Below are 20,375 nucleotides of genomic sequence, written 5' to 3'. Positions count from 1 at the left end.
GGTCAATCAGGCAATGCCATCTTCTATGCCGTTTGGCCGAAGTCACTCACCCAATTGGGGGAAATGGTGCAAAAAAGCTTTCGGCAACGCAATGGCGTCAATCGACGAACTCGACGGTCACGCCGGGGCTGACCATCTTGGCGAGCTCGGTCGCATCCCAATTGGTCAGGCGCACGCAGCCGTGGCTCTGGGTCTTGCCGATCTTGGAGGGTTCCGGCGTGCCGTGAATGCCGTAGGTCGGCTTCGAGAGCGCGATCCAGACGGTGCCGACCGGGCCGTTCGGGCCGGGCTGCAACGTGAGGATCTTGTCGTTGTTGCCCTGCCTGAAGTTGATCTTCGGGTTGTAGGTGTAGCCCGGATTGAGCGCGATGCGCTCGACATTGACGGTGCCCGAAGGCGATGGTGTGTCGGACGAGCCGATCGTTGCCGGATAGGCGGCGATCAGCTTGCCGGTGTCGTCATAGGCGAGCACCTGCTTGCGCGCCTTGTCGGCGAGAATGCGGGCAACCTTGCCGGCCTTGTTCGCACCCGGATTGATCACCTTGATGATGGTGCCCGGGATGGTGAAGTCGACGCCCGGGTTCAGCTCGCGCAGATAGGCTTCGTCCATGTGGAACTTTTCGCCGAGCATTTCCGTGGTGGAGGTGAAGGACATATGCGGCAGCATCGCCTTGTGCGCGTAGTCCTCCGGGATCGACGCGACATAGGGGCCGGCAGCGTCGGCAGCCGTGATCGTATAGCTGGTGATCGGCATGCCGCCGCTCATGCGCAGCCGCTCGAGGATGTCCTCGGTGTTGTTGGGGTCGAGCGTCTCGCCGGTCGACTGCTGCCAGGCCTCGATCGCCTTGGTCACGTTCGAGCCCATCTTGCCGTCGATCACGCCGGGCGAAAAACCTTCTCGGTCGAGGAAGACCTGCAGTGCGGTGATCTCGGCGCGCGACTTGCTCTTGACCGTCATTGCCGGCGGCACCGACTGGCGCATGGGCTGGCTGTCGTTCGGATCGATCGCGGCCTCTTCAGTGCCGTCGATCAGGCCCGGAAGGCTGTTCGGCAGCTCGTTGCCATCGGTGGATGGCGGCACCACGTCGCGGTAGTCGGGGATGGAACCGGTGACTTCGCCAGGCTCGGAATAGCCGTAGCCGCGCTCGGTGTCGCGGTTGCGGCGGTTCGAATAGATGTCGACGTCGCCCTCGCGGCGATAGCCGCCATAGCCATCCTGGCGGCCGCGATTGGGCACGACGGTCGCCACCACATTGCCCCAGCTATCGATCAGCAGCGTGCGCCCGCGGCTGTCGCGCATGGTCTGCACCTCATCGGCGCGCGGCACGTAGTCGAGTATTTCGCCATCGGGCGTGACCAGCATGACGTCGTCGCCATAGCGATTTCTGCCGCGATAGTCCTGCGCGAAAGCGGCCGTCAAATCCACGGCGAGAAAGCCGGCTGCGGCGAGAAGCGAGAGGCCGATGCGGGTCGCTGACGTCACGTGAGAACCTGTCTTCATTGTAGCGAATGTGGCGCGGTACATTTGGATTTCGACGTTAATGTGAAAAAAATGAATTCATCATGAACAAGCGGTTAAATTCTATCTAGGCGGAGCAGACTTCGGCTTCAACCAATGAAATGTGGCTCTCCTCAGATATCATCGCTTTGTGATTGCAGTGATTCTACGGCCGATTTGAGGAAGAGGACATGCTGAGAACGCTCGAAGAACCTGCGGACGGCCAAGAGAATCATGTGCTGTTCGATCGTCTTTCCGCGCTCGACATCGCCGCCTTCGTCGTCGATGGCGTCGACCTGTCGCCGGGTGCCGCGATCCCCTCTGACGGCGATATCAGGATCGACCGGGCGCTTGCCGGATTTCTCTTCACCTGCGGCCCCGAGCATATCCGCCATCCTGAGCCGATCGAGGGCGGCGCGGACGGCGCGCGCTACCCGCTGCATGGGTCGCTTGCCGGGTCTGCGGTCAGCCACACGCAGATGGCGAGCGATGGAGCCGAGTGCACGGCGACGATCGAGGTGGCGCTAGCCGATGGCGGGCAGGCGCGGATCGAGCGGCGATGGCGGATCGATGCGGGGCGGCACGAAGTTGTGCTCGAGGATCGCGTCGTCAACGTGGGGACCTCGGCCTTTCCGCCGATGATGATGTATCACGTCAACATCGCTGGCAGGCTGCTCGGGCCGGTCACCCGTATCCTCAGCGCTTCGCTTGCAGGCGGGGAGAGCGCCTGGCGCTTCGGCAATGGCGAGAGCGCGCATTTTTGCCTGCCAGCGGCCATCGGTTCCGACGGCTGGTCGGACGTCACGCTTGTGGGCCTTGCCGGACTCGGTGGGCGCAATCTCCAGGTGCGGTTCCGCATCGACACGCTGCCCTTCCTGCAGATGTGGCGCTGTCAGCGCGGCGAGGCGGATGTGATCAGCATCGAGCCGGTATCGCACCGGATTGCCAAGCGGCCGGAGCTGGCGGCCGCCGGTGAACTGACGCCACTCCTGCCGGGCGAGGCGCGGAGCTATGCGATTGCCTTTGCCGTCGTCTGATCTGGCATCTGGAACACGCGGCTTTTGAATTGACGCGGGGAAGGGCTGCGCCTACATCAGAGGCCACCACATTTCCTGAGGAAGACGACCATGGACATCCGCCAGATCAACGACGAATACTCGGTCTCCGGCCAGATCACCGTCGAGGATCTCGACCAGATCAAGGCGCTCGGCTTCAAGTCCATCGTCTGCCACCGCCCGGATTTCGAGGCGCCGGATCAGCCGACCTTCGATTCGATCGCTGCCCGCGCCGAAGAGCTCGGCATCGAAACCAAGCACATCCCCGTCGGCCCGATGGGCGTGACGGCAGACGCGGTAACGAGCATGGTCGACGCGCTCGACGAGTTCCAGCGCCCGATGCTCGGCTATTGCCGCTCCGGCGCGCGCTCGACGGCCGTCTACCAGCAGACCCAGCATATCCGCGGCTGAGCCAGGCTCCAGTTTTGTAGATCGCGCTCGGCCGCGTTCGTGTGATCGAACGACGGAGGATCGGCATGGCCGAAGCGCATCTGATTTCGCGTGAGCAATGGGCGGATGAGCCCGAGGTCTGGAAGGGCGAGTTTGAAGGCGGGGCCTTTGGCGCTGGACTCTCGGTGATCTTCGTTTCCACGGACGAGATCGGCTACGGGCCGAAGCTGCACCGCCATCCCTATCCGGAAACCTTCATCGTGCGCGTCGGCCGCGCCCGCTTTACCGTCGGCAATCGCACGATCGACGCCGAAGCCGGCCAGATCGTCGTGGCGCCAGCCAACGTGCCGCACAAGTTCGAGAATCTCGGACCCGGCCGGCTGGAGACGACCGACCTGCATGCGGCCGGCGCGTTTTCGACGGAGTGGCTGGAAGAATAGGCGACAATCGCTTGCGACCGCCGCAGTTCGCAGCGGTCGCCATCACTTCCCAATCGATCAGCCGTTCCTGATATCCGTCAACGTGCGCGTCGGCGTGATCGCTTCGGGATCGAGCTTGATCTCGATGATCGACGGCTTGCCGCTGGCGCGCGCCCTGAGGAACGCGTCGGCAAATTCTTCCGTCTTCTCGACCGTTTCGCCGTGGCCGCCATAGGCGCGGGCGAGCGCCGCAAAATCCGGATTGGTGAGGTCGGTGGCGCTGACGCGGCCGGGATATTCACGCTCCTGGTGCATGCGGATCGTGCCGTAGATGCCGTTGTTGACGACGACGGTGATGATCGGCAGGCGGTAGCGAACGGCGGTCGCGAATTCCTGGCCGTGCATCAGGAAGCAGCCATCGCCGGCAAAGCAGATGACTTCGCGATCCGGATGCAGCTGCTTGGCGGCAACGGCGGCCGGCAGGCCGTAACCCATCGAACCGGAGGCAGGTGCGGCCTGCGTCGCAAAGCGGCGGAAGCGGTGGAAGCGATGCACCCAGGTGGCATAGTTGCCGGCACCGTTGGTGAAGACCGTATCCTGAGGCACGTTCGCCTCGATCCAGTTCATGATCGGGCCCATCTGCACCGCACCTGGACCGGTCTCCGGCGGAGTCGACCATTTGAGATAGGCCGCGTGCATGATTTCCGTGCGCTCGGACCAGACGGGTTCGCCTGCGGGCGCAAGGCCCTCGAGGGCGGCGACGAAGTCGTTCGGGCTTGCGGCGATCGCCAGCTCCGGCCGGTAGACGCGGCCGAGCTCGGAACTATCGGGATACACATGCACCAGCGTCTGGCGCGGGTAGGGGCTATCCATGAGCGTGTAGCCGGAGGACGGCATTTCCGAGAAGCGGCCGCCGAGAAGCAGCACGAGATCGGCCTCCTTGATCTCCTTGGCGAGTGCCGGGTTGATGCCGATGCCGACATCGCCGGCATACATTGGATGCAGGTGATCGAAGAGCATCTGGCGGCGGAAGGAGCAACCGACGGGCAGCTTCCAGCGCTCGGCGAAGCGCTGGAAATCCGCGACGCTTTCCGCGGTCCAGCGGGTGCCGCCGATAATGGCGATCGGCCGCTTGGCGGCGGCAAGCATTTCGCCGAGCCGCTTTACCTGCGCCGGGCCCGGATGGCCTTCGACCGGCTGGTAGGCCTTGGCGGCCGGCGCCTCGGCGCTGCGGGTCAGCATGTCTTCGGGCAGCGTCAGCACGACCGGGCCGGGGCGGCCGGACGTGGCGACGGCGAAGGCGCGGGTGACGAATTCCGGAATGCGGGCAGGATCGTCGATCTCGCCGACCCACTTGGCCACTTCGGTGAAGGCGCGGCGGTATTCGATCTCCTGGAAGGCTTCGCGCTCGCGGGCCTCGCTCTGCACCTGGCCGATGAAGAGGATCATCGGGATCGAGTCCTGCCGTGCGACATGGAGACCCGCCGACGCGTTGGTCGCGCCGGGGCCGCGGGTCACCATGCAGATGCCGGGCTCACCCGTCAGCCGGCCCCAGGCATCCGCCATCATTGCGGCGCCGCCTTCCTGGCGGCAGACGAGCACGTCGATGTCGGTGTCGTAAAGCGCGTCCAGCACAGCCAGGTAGCTCTCCCCCGGCACGCAAGCGATGCGTTTCACGCCATTGGCGACGAGTGCGTCGACGACGAGCTGGCCTCCAGTTTTCATGATCTTCCTCCCGATGGTCTTTCTTTTGTAGTCTGATTGTTGTTGTCAGATGGCTGGCGACACCGGAGCGACGCTCGTGTCCTTGTGTATGCGGCGCTCGCGCCAGATGATGTAGAGGCCGGAGCCGATGATGATGGCGATGCCGAGCCACTTCAGTGCATCAGGCAGATCGCCGAAGACGAGCCAGCCGAAGATCGTCGCCGAGACGATTTCCAGATATTGCAGCGGTGCCAGCACCGACGCCGGGGCCGCACGATAGGCGTAGACGCCGAGCACGCCGGAGATGGTGGCGGTGACGCCGACGCCGAGCAGATAGTACCAGGTGTAGCCCTGCGGCCAGACCGGATCGAAGATGCCGGAACCGGTGCCTTCGCCGAAATAGAGAAGCACGAGGCAGAAGAGCCCGCCCCAGATGCCGGCATGAAATTGCATCGACCAGGGGTCCTCGTTCTGCGCGACCATGCGGGTGACGAGCAGGAACACGGCAAGGCCGAAGGCGGCGACAACAGGCAGAAGCGCGATCCAACCGACCTCCTGCATGCTCGGCTGGATGACGAGCAGCGCGCCGAAGAAGCCGACGCCGCAGGCGGTGTAACGCCGCCAGCCGATGGTCTCTTTCAGGAAGATGCTGCCGAGGATCGTCAGGATGATCGGCTCGACGAAGAAGATCGCAATTGCGTCGGCAACCTCCATCACCTTCAGCGTGGTGATGAAGGAGAGCATCGTCACGACCAGGAGGCCGCCGCGCAACGCATGGAGCCCGGTCTTGCGCCAGGTGAGATCAAAGAGGCTGCCGCGGAAGAGCACGATCGGCAGGATGAAGACGACCTGAAGCAGGAACCGGACGGCGGTGATTTCGGCCGAGGGGACGGTCGCGATCGCCAGCTTGGCGAAGATGTCGATCAGCGGCGACAGGAGCACCGAGATCACCATCAGCGTCAGCCCGAAGGAGATGCGGTTGTGGTCCGTGGCGATCTTTTGAAGAGACATGTCGGCCATGATATTTCCGGTCAGCGCCTGCCTGCGATGGCGCCCAAGCACCAGGCGGCGAAGTCCGCCGTCGCCTGTTCCCGGCCGAGTTCGTTGAGGGTCTCGTGGCGCATGCCGTCATAAACGGTGACGGTGACGTTGGTCAGACCGGCCGCTTTCATCTTGGCGCCGAGCCAGCGAATGGCATTGCCCATCTCGGTTGACGGGTCGGCGCTGCCGCCGACGAGATGAATGGGCAGGTCCTTGCGGAGCCGCGTCAGCCGGTCGGGCCGGGCGCCGCCGAAGGATAGCCGGAAAAGGTCGAGCCAGAGCGAGACGGTCGCATCGAAACCGCAGAGCGGGTCGGCCGCGTATTTCGCGACCTCGGCATCGTCGCGCGAGAGCCAGTCGAGATCGGTCTTGCGATCCTTGATCGCGCCGCCCCACATGCCGAAGGTAAGCTTGGTCAGGAGCGGGCTCGGCACATCCGAACCCTTCAGCGCCTTCTCGATTTTCAGGATCATCTGGCCGCCGCGGCCGGCGAGGCCGGGACGGAAATTGGAGTTCCAGACGGCGAGCGCATCATAGAGGCCGGGATCAGCCTCGGCTGCGTTCAGCGCAATCAGCCCGCCCATGGAATGGCCGAAGAGGATGACGGGAAGACCCGGATGGGCGGCGGTCGCGATTTCGCGCACAGCCCGGATATCGGCGAAGATCTTGTCGAGGCCGTCGCGGCTCGAAAACATGCCGAGCGGGGCGTCGGGCGCGCGCGTCTCGCCATGGCCGCGATGGTCGTGGGCATAGACCTGGAAGCCATGCGCGGCCATCGCTTCGGCAAAGCGGGCGTAGCGGCCGGAATGTTCGGCAAGGCCGTGGCTGATGAGGAGGATGCCGCGCGCATGAGCGGTCGCGGGGAAATGGCGCCAGCTCAAGGTGGCTCCGGTCGGGCTCTGATGTGTCTTCACCTGCCCGAACACGATTTCCCCCGGCAACAACGACAGACCAATTCGATATCAAATCGATTTGCAAGGCAAAGGCAATCGCCGCTTGTTGCTCGTTGCGCATGAGGTCACACGCGAATGTGCGCTCATCTTAATTAAGAGTTGCAATTTTCCCGTTTTGAGCGATATTCGTTCCTGTTTTGTTTCCGCAGGAGGATATCATGGTTAGTTTCTGTAAGGCGATATCGGGTCCGATGGCAGGACTGCTGGCGGCGTTGGCGCTGTTCCTTGCGCCGGCCGCCTTTGCTGCCGGCGAGGAAATGTCGGATCAAGGGGGTTCCGAAGGCGCGACCAGCCGCACGGAATATGTGCTGGCGGTGAGCTGGCAGCCGGGCTTCTGCGAAACGCGGCCGCAACGCAAGGAATGCGAAAGCCAGACCGCAGAGCGTTTCGACGCCACCAATCTCTCGCTGCATGGCCTCTGGCCCCTGCGCAAAAGCTATTGCGGGGTAACGGCCGAGGTGCGTGCGCAGGATCGCAAGGGCAGCTGGCTTGAACTGCCGAAACTCGCCATGGCAGACGACACGGCGGCGCGGCTGCTGATCGCCATGCCCGGCGTGCAATCCGGCCTCGACCGGCACCAGTGGCTGCGCAGCGGCACCTGCCAGAGCGGCTCGATCGACGACTATTTCTTGGCGCAGCTGCGCATGCTGGAGGAGCTCAACCGCTCGGCGGTCGGCGCGCTGTTCCGTCAGCGCATCGGCTCCGAACTCGACGAGGCGACGATCAAGCAGGCCTTCGACCAGAGTTTTGGTACTGGCGCCGGCGACCGGGTGCGCATGCGCTGCCAGACGGTTCAGGGGCGCAGCATCATCACCGGGTTGACGATCGGGCTGACCGGCGACGTCATGAAGGCGTCCAGCCTCGCACCGCTGATCCAGGCGGCGGGGCCGACCGAGTTCAAATGCGCCAAGGGTATTGCCGATACGGCCGGGCGAAGCTGAGCCGCTTTGCAGGCACTGTTCTTCGGCAGCGGATGTGCTGGAGGCGCAGGGTTGCCGCATGGGATAGGTGGGGGGACAAGCCGGGGCGAATGCCTTTGCTCATTGCCCCCTTCCTATAATTCGCCTACATAGCGGGCAAATTTCCTTTCCCTGCGGAGCATTCCCTTATGGCACGTCAGTTCATCTATCATATGGCCGGACTTAATAAGTCCTACGGCGCGAAGAAGGTTCTCGAGAACGTTCATCTGTCGTTCTACCCGGACGCCAAGATCGGTATCCTCGGCCCGAACGGCGCCGGTAAGTCGACGGTTCTGCGCATCATGGCCGGCCTCGACAAGGAATTCACCGGCGAAGCCTGGGTCGCCGAGGGTGCCACCGTCGGCTATCTGCCGCAGGAGCCGCAGCTTGATCCGACGAAGACGGTGCTTGAGAACGCAATGGAAGGCGTTGCCAAGAAGACCGCGATCGTCGAGCGCTACAACGAACTGATGATGAACTATTCCGACGAGACGGCGGAAGAGGGGGCGAAGCTCCAGGACATCATCGACAGCCAGAACCTCTGGGATCTCGAAAGCCAGGTCGAGATGGCCATGGAAGCGCTGCGCTGCCCGCCGGGTGATGCCGACGTCACCAGCCTTTCCGGCGGTGAAAAGCGCCGTGTGGCTCTCTGCAAGCTGCTGCTCTCGCAGCCGGACCTCTTGCTGCTCGACGAACCGACCAACCATCTCGACGCCGAGACCATCGCCTGGCTCGAAAAGCACCTGCGCGAATATCCCGGCGCCGTGCTGATGATCACCCACGACCGCTACTTCCTCGACAACGTCACCGGCTGGATCCTCGAGCTCGACCGTGGCCGCAGCATTCCCTACGAAGGCAACTACTCGGCCTACCTCGTCGCCAAGGCCAAGCGCATGCAGCAGGAAGGCCGTGAAGAGGCCTCCCGCCAGAAGGCGATCGCCCGCGAACAGGAGTGGATCGCATCGAGCCCCAAGGCCCGCCAGGCCAAGTCCAAGGCGCGTATCCGCTCCTATGACGAACTGGTCAACGCGGCGGAAAACCAGCGCCCGGGCGACGCGCAGATCATCATCCCGGTCGGCGAACGTCTCGGCCAGGTGGTCATCGAGATGGAGGGCGTCACCAAGGGCTACGGCGATCGCCTGCTGATCGACGGCCTGTCGCTCAAGCTGCCGCCGGGCGGCATCGTCGGCATCATCGGCGCGAACGGCGCCGGCAAGACGACGCTCTTCCGCATGATCACCGGCCAGGAGCAGGTCGACAGCGGCTCGATCCGCATCGGCGACACCGTGCATCTCGGTTATGTCGACCAGAGCCGCGATGCGCTCGACGGCAACAAGACCGTGTGGGAAGAAATCTCCGGCGGTGCCGAAGTCATCAAGCTCGGCAAGTACGAGATGAACTCGCGCGCCTATTGCTCGACCTTCAACTTCAAGGGCGGCGACCAGCAGCAGAAGGTCGGCAACCTCTCGGGTGGTCAGCGCAACCGCGTTCACCTCGCCAAGATGCTGAAGGCCGGCGGCAACGTGCTGCTGCTCGACGAACCGACCAACGACCTCGACACCGAGACGCTCGCAGCACTCGAAGTCGCGCTCGAAAACTTCGCCGGCTGCGCCGTTATCATCAGCCACGACCGCATGTTCCTCGACCGCCTGGCAACGCACATCCTCGCCTTTGAAGGCGACAGTCAGGTCGAATGGTTCGAAGGCAACTTCGAAGACTACGAGAAGGACAAGATCCGCCGCCTCGGCCCGGACTCGGTCAACCCGAAGCGCGTCACCTACAAGCGCCTGACGCGCTGATCAGAGCCAAGGCGCCGCATTTCCTTGCGGCGCCCAGTGCATCGCGGCAGCGCCGCGAACGCTGGAACTGAAAGTCTATTGTTACGGGAACGGGCGAAGCGCAGGCTCCGCCCGTTTTCCTTTGCATGCCCTGTTCCGCAAGCGCCATTGTTTGGCCTCTCCGCGCAAATCCGCTTGCGCCGACATCGCAAATCACATAAACATATCTTTATGTGTTGATGGGGATCGCGATGGCTGTTCAGAGAGAACTGGGTCTGGATGCGCTGGTGGACGTGCTGAAGGCGGCAGGAGAGCCGACCCGCATGCGTCTCGTCGCCTTGCTTGCCGCCGGCGACCTCACCGTTACCGATCTTACCGAAATTCTCGGGCAATCGCAGCCGCGTATTTCGCGGCACCTGAAGCTGCTTGCCGAAGTCGAACTCATTGATCGTTATCAGGAAGGCGCCTGGGCCTATTTCCGTCTCAGGCAGGATGGCGCCCGCGTCGGGCTCGTGCGGGCCATGCTGGCGTCGGCGTCTGCTGACGACGCGGTGCTTTCGCGCGATGCGGCGCGGCTGACCACGCTGAAGAAGGCGAGGGCCGAGAAGGCGCAGGCCTATTTCAGCCGCAACGCTGCTGGCTGGGACGAGCTTCGCCGCCTGCATGTCAGCGAGCGCGACGTCGAGGCGAAGCTGCGCGAGATGGTCGGCGACGAACCGGTCGAGAGCCTGCTCGATCTCGGAACCGGCACCGGGCGCATCCTGCAGCTCTTCGAAGGGCTCTACCGTCGCGGCGTCGGCGTCGATGCCAGCCGCGACATGCTGGCCGTTGCGCGCTCCAATCTCGAACGCGCCGGCATCACCAAGGCGTCGATCCGGCATGGCGATATCTTCAACCTGCCGCTCGACGGGCACGCCTTCGATCTCGTCACCATTCACCAGGTGCTGCATTTCCTCGACGAGCCGGAGGCGGCGATTGCGGAAGCTGCACGCATGCTGATGCCGGGCGGTCGTCTTGTCATCATCGACTTTGCGCCGCACGGGCTCGAGCATCTGCGCGACGAACACGCCCATGCGCGCCTTGGCTTCTCGCATCAGGTAATCTCCGATTGGCTCGCCAAGGCCGGCCTGGTGCTCGAAAAGACCACGGACCTTTCGCCGGAAGGGGCCGAGGAAGAAAAGCTGACGGTGACGATCTGGCTGGCGCGCGACCGGCGCGCCGTGAATGAGAATGAAACGCCGCGGCCGCGCGTCCATGCAGGGGGAGTTTGAGAATGACGGCACAGACGCTTTATCCGGCCGAGCGTGGCAATCTGAGGCTCTCCTTCGAGTACTTCCCCCCCAAGACCGACGAAATGGAAGTGCAACTCTTCCAGACGGCGGGAGATCTTTCCATCTTCGGTCCTGCCTTCGTGACGGTTACCTACGGCGCAGGCGGCTCGACCAAGGCGCGCTCGCTGACGACCGTGCGGCGGATGGTCGAGGAGAAGGGCTTTGCCAATACGGCCGCGCACCTGACCTGCGTCGGCGCACCGAAGGCGGAAGTCGATGCGGTCATCGATGAGTACATCGATTATGGCGTCCGCCATTTCGTGGCGCTGCGCGGCGACCCGCAGGGCGGCATCGGCAGCGCCTATCAGCCGCATCCGGACGGCTATGCGAGCAGCACCGACCTGGTGCGGGCGATCCGCGCGCGGGGCGACGATATCGAGATTTCCGTCTCCTCCTATCCGGAGAAGCATCCGGAGAGCCCTGACGTGGCCGCCGATATCGACATGCTGAAGCGCAAGGTCGATGCCGGAGCCAACCGGGCACTGACCCAGTTCTTTTTCGACAACAACGATTTCGAGCGCTATCTCGAACGGGTGCGCCGCGCCGGTATCAACATTCCGATCGTGCCGGGCATCCTGCCGATCAACAATCTGGCGCAGGTGCAGAAGTTTGCCGGCCTCTGTGGCGCGAGCGTGCCGGAGGCGATCGTCACCCGGCTCGTGCATCTGGAAGACCAGCCGGTCGAGCGTTTCAAGGAGGCGACCCATATCGCTGCCGAGCAGATCGTCGATCTCGCCCGACGCGGTGTTCGCGACTTCCACCTCTACACAATGAACCGTTCGCCGCTGGTGACCGCGGTCCTGGATCTCGTCGGTTTCGAGCAGGTGGCGCTCGAGGCGAACAATGCTCTCGACGAAGCGCCACGGACGAGGGCGGCGGGCGCTGCCGCCTGAACCCTGGATCCGAACCCGATTTCCCGGGCGGATATGCCATCAAAAGAAAGCGCCTGAAGATCGATCTTCAGGCGCTTTCTTGTTTGTCGCAGCGATTAGACCCTTTGCTCTCTTGGCGGTCTAGCTTGCTTGGTGCTGCAAAATGGATTTCCGGAAATTTAAGTCCCTATTCGGTTTGGACTCTCAGCAGCCGCTCATCAGATGAAGAGCATCGTGGCCACGAATACGAACGCTGCACTGATCATGAGGACATTCAGCGAATGTGTAAGGCCCATGGATGACCCTCCCTGCGTTAACGCGTTAAAACATAGGGCGAAATCACGATGTGTTAAAGCGAAACTTGTGCTGCAGTGCGAAATCCGTGACGGGGAGCGGCCTTATTCACAGGGCTATAATATTGAGATATTTATCTTTTTCAGGCTGCCACATTTTTTTCACAATCGCTTCCGCAAGGTTAATATAAACGCTTGTAACCGTGCGTGAGCGCTTCAGAAGGGCACGAATTCGGCGGTTCGATTCCCCGTTCAGGCGGCGCGTTTGAGCCGTAGAATGCGGCCGTCAAGCACGGCGAGCCCAAGGGCAATCAGCGCCATTCCGCCGACATCGGCCGCCGGCAGGGTTTCGCCGAGGAAGAGATAGCCGAGCAGGATCGCGCTTGGCGGCACCAGCAGGGTGACGAGCGAAGCGTTGGTGGCGCCGGCCTCCGCCATGATCCGGAAAAAGAGGATATATCCATAGGCGGTCGAGACGAGCGCGAGGCCGAGGATGGCAAGCGTCGCTTCCATTGGCGGCATCGGCAAGTTCCAGGGCGCATCCGTGAAGGCAGCAACGGGCAGCATCATCAGCGTCGAAGCGGTGAGCTGGCCGGCGGCCGTCACCGGTGGTGCAAGATTTCGGAAGCGCTTGCCGTAGGTTGCCGCAAGGCCATAGCTGACGGCGGCCAGCACCGGAAGGACGAGCGCCCACAGCGGAACGCCGCTCGTCGTACCGAACAGGCCGGCAACCGCACTCGGCCCGATCAGCACCACGGTACCGGCAAGGCCGAGCAGGCAGCCGGCGATCTTGGCAGAACTCAGCTTCTCGTCCTCGGTCGCCATGTTGGCGATAATGACGGTCCAGACCGGCGTCGTGGCGTTGAGGATCGCCGCCAGGCCGGCGCCGATCTGGGTCTGGCCGAGGAAAATGAAGGCGTGCGGAATGGCGTTGTTGATCAGTCCCATCAGCGCAAATTCGCGCCAGCGTCCGGAAAGTGCCTGATACATGCCGAAGCGGCCGCGGATATAGAGATGCAGGGCAAGTGCCGCCATGCCCAGACGCAGCACCACCAGCGTGAATGGCGGCACATGGGCAACGGCCACGCGGGCGAAGAAGAAGGATCCGCCCCATATGAGACCGAGCAGGGCGAGCAGCGCCCAGGTTCTGACGCTCATCTGATGGCCGTCGACTGTGGTTCGCGCATTCATGGGTGTGCCTGTCCGTGCTGATTGCATCGTCCGTCAGCCTCGCCCAGGCGGAGAATGGTGATCTGGGCGCAAAAGCTGCGCCCGACATTCCCGGACCGGTTGCGATCTGACGATTATTTCATAGCCCGGCGCCTTCGCTCGGACCACCCGGTTCTTGTCGTATTCGCGAGCAAGAGGGCGTTCGGGCATGGGCGGTCCCACCGGGGTCGTGGCGCCTGGACCGCAGATACAAGAAACCCCGGAGATCGCTTCCGATCCCCGGGGAGATGCATCCTGCGTACGAGCCACATCGGTGGCCCGAGGTTCACTTGAAGCGCGTCGCGATCTTTCAGATTCGCTCCTTGCGCTTTAAGTTCTTGATATTTCGCATGTCGTTGTCGCAAAACCGCTGCGCACTTTTGCGCGACAGGCTTTAGAGCATTTCACTGTTTCATTGAAACAGCGAATTGCTCCAACTGTTTGAAATTGCGCAACTCCGGACGGAAAACCGTTTCACACTTTTCCTGGAATTGCTCTAGAGCGCGTTCAAGAGTTCCAGCGTGGCCCAGCCGTCGGCGGGGCGTCCGAGACGGAGCTGCTCCTTCTGGAGTGCGGCGCGGGTGCCGGAGCCGAGGATGCCGTCGACCTTGCCGACGTCGTGGCCGAGCGTCTGGAGCTTGGTCTGCAGCGCCTTCATGGCGACATCGTCGAGGCCCGGTTCCGGGTTGCCGCCTTCATAGGTCGGCGCGCCGGCGAGGCGGGTTGCGAAGTAGGCGGCCGAGGTCGTGTAGATGAACGACTGGTTCCACTCGAGATAGACATTGAAGTTCGGGTAGGTCAGGAAGGCAACACCCTTGCGGCCCTGCGGCAGCACCAGCGAGGCTTCGAGATTGCCGTTGGCGGTGTTGCCATCGCGCGGCTTGACGCCGAGCGCGAACCAGTCCGAAGCCTTCATGCCCGTCTGCAGGCCGGTCTTTTCCCAGGGGAGTTCTTCGGGAACGCTGACTTCCTGGATCCAGGGCTGGCCAGCCTTGAAGCCGAGGCTCTGGATGAACTTGGCCGCGGTCAGGATCGCGTCAGGCGAGCTCTTCTTCAGGTTGACGTGGCCATCGCCGTCGCCATCGACGCCATAGGCGATAATGTCTTCCGGCAGCATCTGCACCTGGCCGATCTCGCCGGCCCAGGCGCCGGTGGTCGTTGCCGGGTCAAGATCGCCGTGCTGGACCATCTCGATGGCGGCGATCAGCTGCGGTCGGAACATTTCCGGGCGGCGGCAGTCGTGCGAGAGCGTCACCAAAGCATTGCGGGTGTTGAAGTCGCCCTGTACGGCGCCAAAGTCGGTTTCCATTGCCCAGAAGGCGGTGATGACGGGGGCCGGCACGCCGAATTCCTTCTCGGCGCGGGCGAAGACGTCGGCATATTCCTTCATCTTTTGCTGGCCGATATCGAGGCGCGACTTGCTGACCGTGCGCTTGGAGAACTCGGTGAAGGTCTGCTTGAAGACGCCCTGGGTGCGGTCACGGCTGAGAACCTTCTGGTCGATCACGGCGCCTGCGAGCGCACGATCGGCGACATCGGCCGGAACACCCTTGGCGACAGCTTCGGCCTTCACGCCCTGAAGAAACGCGCCGAGGTCGCCGCCGCAGGCAGCAGCCGGAGCGGCGCTCTGCGTGGCCGTCTGGGTCGCGGTCTGGGCGTAGGCGGTGGAAGCGGTAAGCGCCAGGAGGGCGACGGAGGCCAGGGCGTGCCGGGTAGTCCGGATCATCATAATTCCTTTCTTTGGCCGCGGGTGCGGGAGACACCACCACGGGCAGCAAATTGCTGGATGACCTGCATAACGCCTTAAATCGTCACCGATTTAGGGACAAATCATGCAGCGGTTCAAAAATGTTACAGCGACCTTTGCGCATCCTTGGAGATGTGCGGGCGCTGTAAATCTGCCTTTGCTCTTCCAGAGCATTATGACCGAAAGAAGAAAATGGGGTGCCTTGCCGCAGTTGCCGGCAAGAATGCCGGTCTTACTTCGGCTGTGAGACCGCTGCGACCCAGTTCTTCCAGTTTTTCGCCGAGCCGGCGAAGGCATTGATATCGGTACTGCCGTCGATGCCCGGTATAACGCCGGTGCTGGTGTACTGCCAGAAGGCCCAGCGGCGCTCGACATAGACGTCTTTCGGGTGCTTGGCGGTCGAGCGCACCCAGAAGTGATAGTCCTTGAACTGGTCGACGAGATTGTCCCGGTGGAAGTCGACCGAGGTGTAGATGATCGGGCGTTTGCCGTAATGGGCTTCGAGGCGATCCATGAAGTGCTTCATCTCGGCGCGGACTTCGCCTGGCGTCGGGCGGTGGCGGCAGGTCTTCGATTCGCCGTTCCATTCGACGTCGAGCACCGGAGGCAGATAGACCGCGCTTTTCGGCACATTGGCGATGAACCAGTCGGCCTGATCGTCGGCGGTCGAGCAGAAATAGTAGAAGTGATAGGGCGCGTAGGGGATGCCGGCGGCACGCGCCCGCTGCCAATATTCGTTGAAGCGCGTGTCGACCCTGTCCTTGCCTTCCGTCGCCTTGATGAAGGCGAAGGAGACGCCCGAATTCTTCACCTTCATCCAGTCGATATCACCATTCCATTTGGAGACGTCGATGCCGTGGATGTTGTGGTGCTGCGGGGTGCGGTCGCCGAAGTTCTGCGGGTCCGTATCCTGGAAGCGCGGCGGGATCGATGCCGTCTGCATCAGGTCGTGATCGGTCGACGAACAGGCGGAAAGGAGGGTGGCAATGGGCAGTAGAGCCAGAAGAAGCCGGCGCATGAGGTACCTGTCTAGAGACGAGCGACGATCCTGCCTCACACGATGGCTTTCATATCGGTGATTTCCCCCGCGAGGCGTGAACCTCATCTTCACCATATCATCGTAAAAATTGGGTTAGCTCAAGCGGGAATTGCAGGTGGGCGGGAGTTCGCCGATTTCTACTCCAACGCGAAATCCCCTTGGTGATTTCGGTGCTCTCGGGCGACGTGAGATAGGGGCGATCCCTGCCGACCGCGCGACGGGTTCCCGGTTTCAGGCGGCGATTGCGACGGCCGGGCGGTGATAGACCGCAAGCCAGGCGTAGCCGCGACCGATCGCGCGGCGTTCGAGATCGGCGCCGTTTACTCTCGCCTTCTCGCGCAGAACCTCGAAGAGGTTTGCGCGTGGCGTGACATGGAAGCGATCGAGCCAGCCGTGCAGCGCGCGGCGGAAGCTCGCCGGCAGGCGCTCCTGCTGGCCGAAATCGGCGATGTGCAGCGAGCCGCCTGGATTGAGCGCGGCGATGGCCGCTTCGATCGCCTTCTGCCAATCGGGGATCATCGACAGCGAATAGGAGATGACGATGCGATCGAAGCCGCGCTCGCCGAAGATGGCGGGGTCGAAATCCGTGGCGTCGGCGACCTGAAGTTCGGCACGGCGCTTGCCGCTACGGTTGAGCTTTGCATCGGCGGAGGTCAGCATTTCCGAGGAAATGTCCAGGCCGAAGAGACGGGCCGAAGGGAAGCAGCGGCCGATCAGCGCCAGATTGCGCCCGGTGCCGCAGCCGACTTCGAGCACAGAGGCACCGGGGGCCGGGTTCATCTCCCGGATCAGCGTGTCGCGGCCGAAGAGATAGTACTTCCGCGTCAGATCGTAGAAATGCCGCTGGTAGCGGTACATGTGGTCCATGCGCCGCGCGTGCGAAATCCCGGCCTCACGCATCGGCTCAAGCCTTCTTCCGATAGATGTGGAAACCACCATAGATGGCGGAGCGGTCTTCGGCGCCGAGCTTGACCGATGCTTCGGCATCGTAGTGCCACTGGTCGAGCAGGGCCGAGGAGACACGGCCGGGCAGGATGCTGTCTTCTGCCGCCGTGCGGAAGATGACGATCGCGCCGGTATCGGCCGTGCGGGTGATCTCGGTCCAGAGATCGTTGAGCTGCTGGTCGGTCATCCAGTCCTGGGCATCGAGCAGGATGTAGCGGTCGACGGAAGCCGCCGGCTTGCTCGCCAGGAGCTCGGTGTAGCTTGCGTGGTGGACCTCGACACGCTCGGCATTGTTGCGGATCGCCTCGTAGGCGCGGGCATTGAGGTAGGGCGGTAGCTCGCCTTCGTGCGGCAGCGGATAGCGGCGCCCAAAGGCCTGCCAGGCGAAGTAGTTTTCCCGCAGCGGAAAGTGACAGGTGAGCTTTTCAAGCCGATGGCGCAGCACGGCGGCGAGCGACTTCTCGCTGCTGAGGCTTGCCAGCTCGTCGAACTGCTGCGGCGGGATGCCAAGCCCGAATAGCGAGCTCTTGCGGCCGGTAATCCAGCGGATGACGGGGCGATCGAAAAGCGGTGCCAGGCGCTCGTCGAAGAATTGCCGCTGCTCGCGCATCGAGCCGGCCTGGACGAATTCTTCCGGGTTGACGCCGTGTAGACGGGCGAGCAGGTGGCTTGCGGCAATGAAGCGGCCGAGCAGGCCGGTGCGATAGATGTTGCGGCCGAAGACGCCGATGCGGCGGCGGCCGGTCAGGTCGCGGCCGTTCCAGTAGCTGCGCGTCGCGGTGTCGAGCTTCGGCGCAATGAAGAGGTCGAAGGCCTGGACGTTGGTGGCCGTGCCCTGGGTCGCCAGGAAACGCGTGACATCCTTGTGGCTCGGCAGATGGCGGAAGGCCGCGAGCTTGAGGCGGTTCAGCGCGATGTGGTGCGGGTTGAGGTCGACGACGTCGATCTTGCGCGGGCCGGCCGACAGATAGGTCAGCATATTGCAGCCGCCGGAGCCGATAGTGACGATCCGGTGCTCCGGGCCGAGCTGCATCGCTTCCATGTCGACGATCGGATCTTCCCAGATCTGCGGGTAGACAAGACCGGAAAAAAGCAGGCCGAAGAGACGCTCCGAGAGGCCGGCAAGGGAAAAGGTCTTGTGCTGGAGCAGGGCGTTTTTCAGCTTCGGATTTTTTCTGCCAAAGCCGACGTCGGGGGCTAGTTCGGTCATCTCTGCCGGTCATCCAGTTGAAACTTAGCCGCTTCTAAAGTGACTCCGCTACACTTTGATGACGAGGTTTCCACAGCCCCCAGAGCGCGCTCGAACGGCCGCCATACTATTTTTCACCCATAAGAAATCATTAAACCCTGGCGTGCTAGCACCGGCTCATATTCGGGGGCGTCGACATGATGTTAAGAACGTTTCTGCCGAAGCCCGAGCAGCGATTTGCGGTTGCCGGCGCGGCATTGGGGGCTCTGGTTTCCGCGGCGTGGCTGGCGACGGAAACCGTGCTCGCAAAACAATCGAATTGGGATGTTCCGACAATGCTTGCGGCTGGCGCCATGCCGTTCCTCGGCGGGTCCTTCTATCGCTGGCGTTACTCGCGCCGCCTCGAACACGAGTTGCATGCAGCGCGCCGCGCCGAGCGGCGCTTGCGCCACGAGGTCCACCGCGACAAGCTCACGGGTCTCGCAAATCGCGCGGCGCTGGAAGCGGACATTCGTCAGGCGCTTTGTGCCGAAGGGCCGGCCTTCGAGCGCAATGCCCTGCTCCTACTTGATCTCGACCGGTTCAAGGCGATCAACGATACGATGGGTCACGATGCCGGCGACCGGCTGCTTGCACTCTTCGGTGCCCGGCTGAGGCGCGCCTTTTCCGGGGAGGCAACCGTCTACCGGCTCGGCGGAGATGAGTTCGTGCTTGCAGCGGCCGATGCCGCGTCACAGGTCGAAGCGGAAATACTCGCAATGCGGGTAAAGGCATTGTTCGAAGCGCCGTTCGATCTTGGCGATGCACGGGTCGCATCCGGCTGCAGCATAGGCATCGCCTTCGTCGAGCGAAGCGATACGGCAACGGGCGACGTGCTGAAGCGTGCGGACCTGGCGCTCTACGAGGCGAAGGCGATGAGCGGCAATAGCCACGCCTTCCACTCGGAAACGCTGACCCACGCCGCCCGGCAGCGGGCGGAGGCCGAGCGCGATGTGGCACGCGGGCTCGAGAACGACGAATTCTTCCTCGAATTCCTGCCGATTGCCGGGACGGCAAGCGGAGCCATCCGCGCTTTCGAGGCGCTGCTGCGCTGGCGGCACCCGCTTCGCGGCGTCATCGGCGCGGAAGCCTTCATAGAGCCGTCTGAGCAGAGCACGAGTGCGCTTTCGCTTGGCTATTGGACACTTCAGACGGCCTGCACGGAGGCTGCCCGCTGGGCTTCGCCGACCGGACTGACGGTCGCCCCCTTCGCCCCGCAACTCAAGGATCGAGACTTTGTTGCGCAGGTCAGGCAATGCCTCGCCGAGGCGAGCTTGCCGCCGGGACGCCTGACGATCGAGATCACCGGGGACTTTTCGACCGAAGATCTCGCCCTGATTTCCGAAAATCTCCAGGGGTTGCGCGCGCTTGGTGTGCGGATTGTGCTTGGCGGCGGCGCCGGTTCATCCTTGCCCTTGAACCTGATTGCCGAACTGCAGCCCGACCAGGTGACCATCGATCTTACCGCCATCCGGGCGACCCACGGCAGCGAGCGCAGCGTTGCGCTGCTCGCCTGCCTCATCAAGACCGGCCAGGTACTGCGCCTGCCGATCGCCGTGCGCGGCATCGAAAAGCAAAGCGAGATGGATTGCGCGCAGGCAAGCGGCGCCGCGGAAGTCCGCGGTCCGTGGATATCGCCGGCGCTCACGGATGTGGCGGCATTGCCTGAGACAGGCGAAGCGGCGGATTTGCGACGCTCGGCCTAACGCCGCGGGACCAGCACTCCAGGGTCCCCATTCCCCAGAAATTGGAAACTTGCAGTCTGCGGGCTTTTCCTGTCGGCGAAATGCTGGTTCTCTCTGCAACTCGACAGCGACCGCGCGTCCCATCGGACCAGTACCACCGCTGTTTGAATTGCTGCATCTTTCTGTCCTTGGTCGGCAAGACTCCAAGGATATTTGAGACGGCCGGAGG

General features: G+C 63.1%; 17 protein-coding genes. 8 read left to right on the top strand and 9 right to left on the bottom strand.

Annotation, left to right across the window (positions count from 1 at the left end):
• Window positions 1-97 precede the first annotated feature (97 nt).
• Window positions 98-1,525, bottom strand: coding sequence for a L,D-transpeptidase family protein (locus AC070A_RS02810; RefSeq protein ID WP_113736486.1), 1,428 nt, complete (start codon window positions 1,523-1,525; stop codon window positions 98-100).
• A 164-nt stretch (window positions 1,526-1,689) separates the two neighbouring features.
• Here AC070A_RS02810 and AC070A_RS02805 point away from each other — a divergent pair, with 164 nt between their 5' ends.
• The 3 genes from AC070A_RS02805 (at window position 1,690) to AC070A_RS02795 (ending at window position 3,383) form a co-directional block, all read left to right on the top strand.
• Complete coding sequence (locus AC070A_RS02805) at window positions 1,690-2,535, top strand: DUF4432 family protein (RefSeq protein ID WP_218372998.1); 846 nt, start codon at window positions 1,690-1,692, stop codon at window positions 2,533-2,535.
• A 90-nt stretch (window positions 2,536-2,625) separates the two neighbouring features.
• On the top strand, window positions 2,626-2,964 hold the full coding sequence (locus AC070A_RS02800) for a protein tyrosine phosphatase family protein (protein WP_057253408.1): 339 nt from the start codon (window positions 2,626-2,628) through the stop codon (window positions 2,962-2,964).
• Window positions 2,965-3,029: 65 nt separating this feature from the next.
• Window positions 3,030-3,383 carry a cupin domain-containing protein gene (locus AC070A_RS02795; protein ID WP_058326766.1) on the top strand — a complete coding sequence of 118 codons (354 nt, stop codon included), beginning with the start codon at window positions 3,030-3,032 and terminating at the stop codon, window positions 3,381-3,383.
• Window positions 3,384-3,440: 57 nt separating this feature from the next.
• Here AC070A_RS02795 and AC070A_RS02790 read toward each other — a convergent pair whose 3' ends face one another.
• From AC070A_RS02790 to AC070A_RS02780, 3 genes are read right to left on the bottom strand one after another with little or no spacing between them, the layout of a single operon-like run.
• Window positions 3,441-5,087: a thiamine pyrophosphate-binding protein gene (locus tag AC070A_RS02790; protein ID WP_112994778.1), complete on the bottom strand. Its 1,647-nt coding sequence runs from the start codon at window positions 5,085-5,087 to the stop codon at window positions 3,441-3,443.
• A gap of 45 nt (window positions 5,088-5,132) precedes the next feature.
• Complete coding sequence (locus AC070A_RS02785; RefSeq protein WP_057253414.1) at window positions 5,133-6,086, bottom strand: DMT family transporter; 954 nt, start codon at window positions 6,084-6,086, stop codon at window positions 5,133-5,135.
• Window positions 6,087-6,097: 11 nt separating this feature from the next.
• Window positions 6,098-7,033, bottom strand: coding sequence for an alpha/beta fold hydrolase (locus AC070A_RS02780; RefSeq protein ID WP_058326764.1), 936 nt, complete (start codon window positions 7,031-7,033; stop codon window positions 6,098-6,100).
• Window positions 7,034-7,218: 185 nt separating this feature from the next.
• On the opposite strand from AC070A_RS02780, the gene AC070A_RS02775 reads away from it, so the two are divergent.
• From AC070A_RS02775 to metF, 4 genes are all read left to right on the top strand, one after another.
• Entirely contained in the window at window positions 7,219-8,001 is a 783-nt protein-coding gene (locus AC070A_RS02775; RefSeq protein ID WP_255571044.1) for a ribonuclease T2, read from the top strand.
• A 167-nt stretch (window positions 8,002-8,168) separates the two neighbouring features.
• Complete coding sequence (gene ettA, locus AC070A_RS02770; protein ID WP_057253423.1) at window positions 8,169-9,818, top strand: energy-dependent translational throttle protein EttA; 1,650 nt, start codon at window positions 8,169-8,171, stop codon at window positions 9,816-9,818.
• Between the two features lie 230 nt (window positions 9,819-10,048).
• The gene (locus AC070A_RS02765; RefSeq protein WP_112994827.1) at window positions 10,049-11,068 is read left to right on the top strand and encodes an ArsR/SmtB family transcription factor; all 1,020 of its coding nucleotides are present in this window, start codon (window positions 10,049-10,051) and stop codon (window positions 11,066-11,068) included.
• Window positions 11,069-11,070: 2 nt separating this feature from the next.
• Window positions 11,071-12,021: a methylenetetrahydrofolate reductase [NAD(P)H] gene (metF, locus tag AC070A_RS02760; RefSeq protein ID WP_057253425.1), complete on the top strand. Its 951-nt coding sequence runs from the start codon at window positions 11,071-11,073 to the stop codon at window positions 12,019-12,021.
• Window positions 12,022-12,545: 524 nt separating this feature from the next.
• Here the strand turns inward: metF and AC070A_RS02755 are convergent.
• From AC070A_RS02755 to AC070A_RS02735, 5 genes are all read right to left on the bottom strand, one after another.
• Window positions 12,546-13,484, bottom strand: a complete 939-nt coding sequence (locus tag AC070A_RS02755; protein WP_112994780.1) for a DMT family transporter — start codon at window positions 13,482-13,484, stop codon at window positions 12,546-12,548.
• A gap of 514 nt (window positions 13,485-13,998) precedes the next feature.
• Window positions 13,999-15,228, bottom strand: coding sequence for a lytic murein transglycosylase (locus tag AC070A_RS02750; protein WP_113737555.1), 1,230 nt, complete (start codon window positions 15,226-15,228; stop codon window positions 13,999-14,001).
• Window positions 15,229-15,481: 253 nt separating this feature from the next.
• Window positions 15,482-16,267, bottom strand: a complete 786-nt coding sequence (locus AC070A_RS02745; RefSeq protein WP_492384671.1) for a glycoside hydrolase family 25 protein — start codon at window positions 16,265-16,267, stop codon at window positions 15,482-15,484.
• A 252-nt stretch (window positions 16,268-16,519) separates the two neighbouring features.
• Entirely contained in the window at window positions 16,520-17,188 is a 669-nt protein-coding gene (locus AC070A_RS02740; RefSeq protein WP_058321233.1) for a class I SAM-dependent methyltransferase, read from the bottom strand.
• Between the two features lie 4 nt (window positions 17,189-17,192).
• Window positions 17,193-18,443, bottom strand: coding sequence for a BtaA family protein (locus AC070A_RS02735; protein ID WP_057253435.1), 1,251 nt, complete (start codon window positions 18,441-18,443; stop codon window positions 17,193-17,195).
• A gap of 176 nt (window positions 18,444-18,619) precedes the next feature.
• On the opposite strand from AC070A_RS02735, the gene AC070A_RS02730 reads away from it, so the two are divergent.
• Window positions 18,620-20,167, top strand: coding sequence for a putative bifunctional diguanylate cyclase/phosphodiesterase (locus tag AC070A_RS02730; protein WP_113737556.1), 1,548 nt, complete (start codon window positions 18,620-18,622; stop codon window positions 20,165-20,167).
• Window positions 20,168-20,375 lie beyond the last annotated feature (208 nt).

The sequence above is a fragment of the Ensifer sp. GW101-20A05 genome (genome assembly GCF_059424735.1).
The sequence above is the reverse complement of the archived record's forward strand: the minus strand, read 5'-3'. Positions and strand labels throughout refer to the sequence as shown.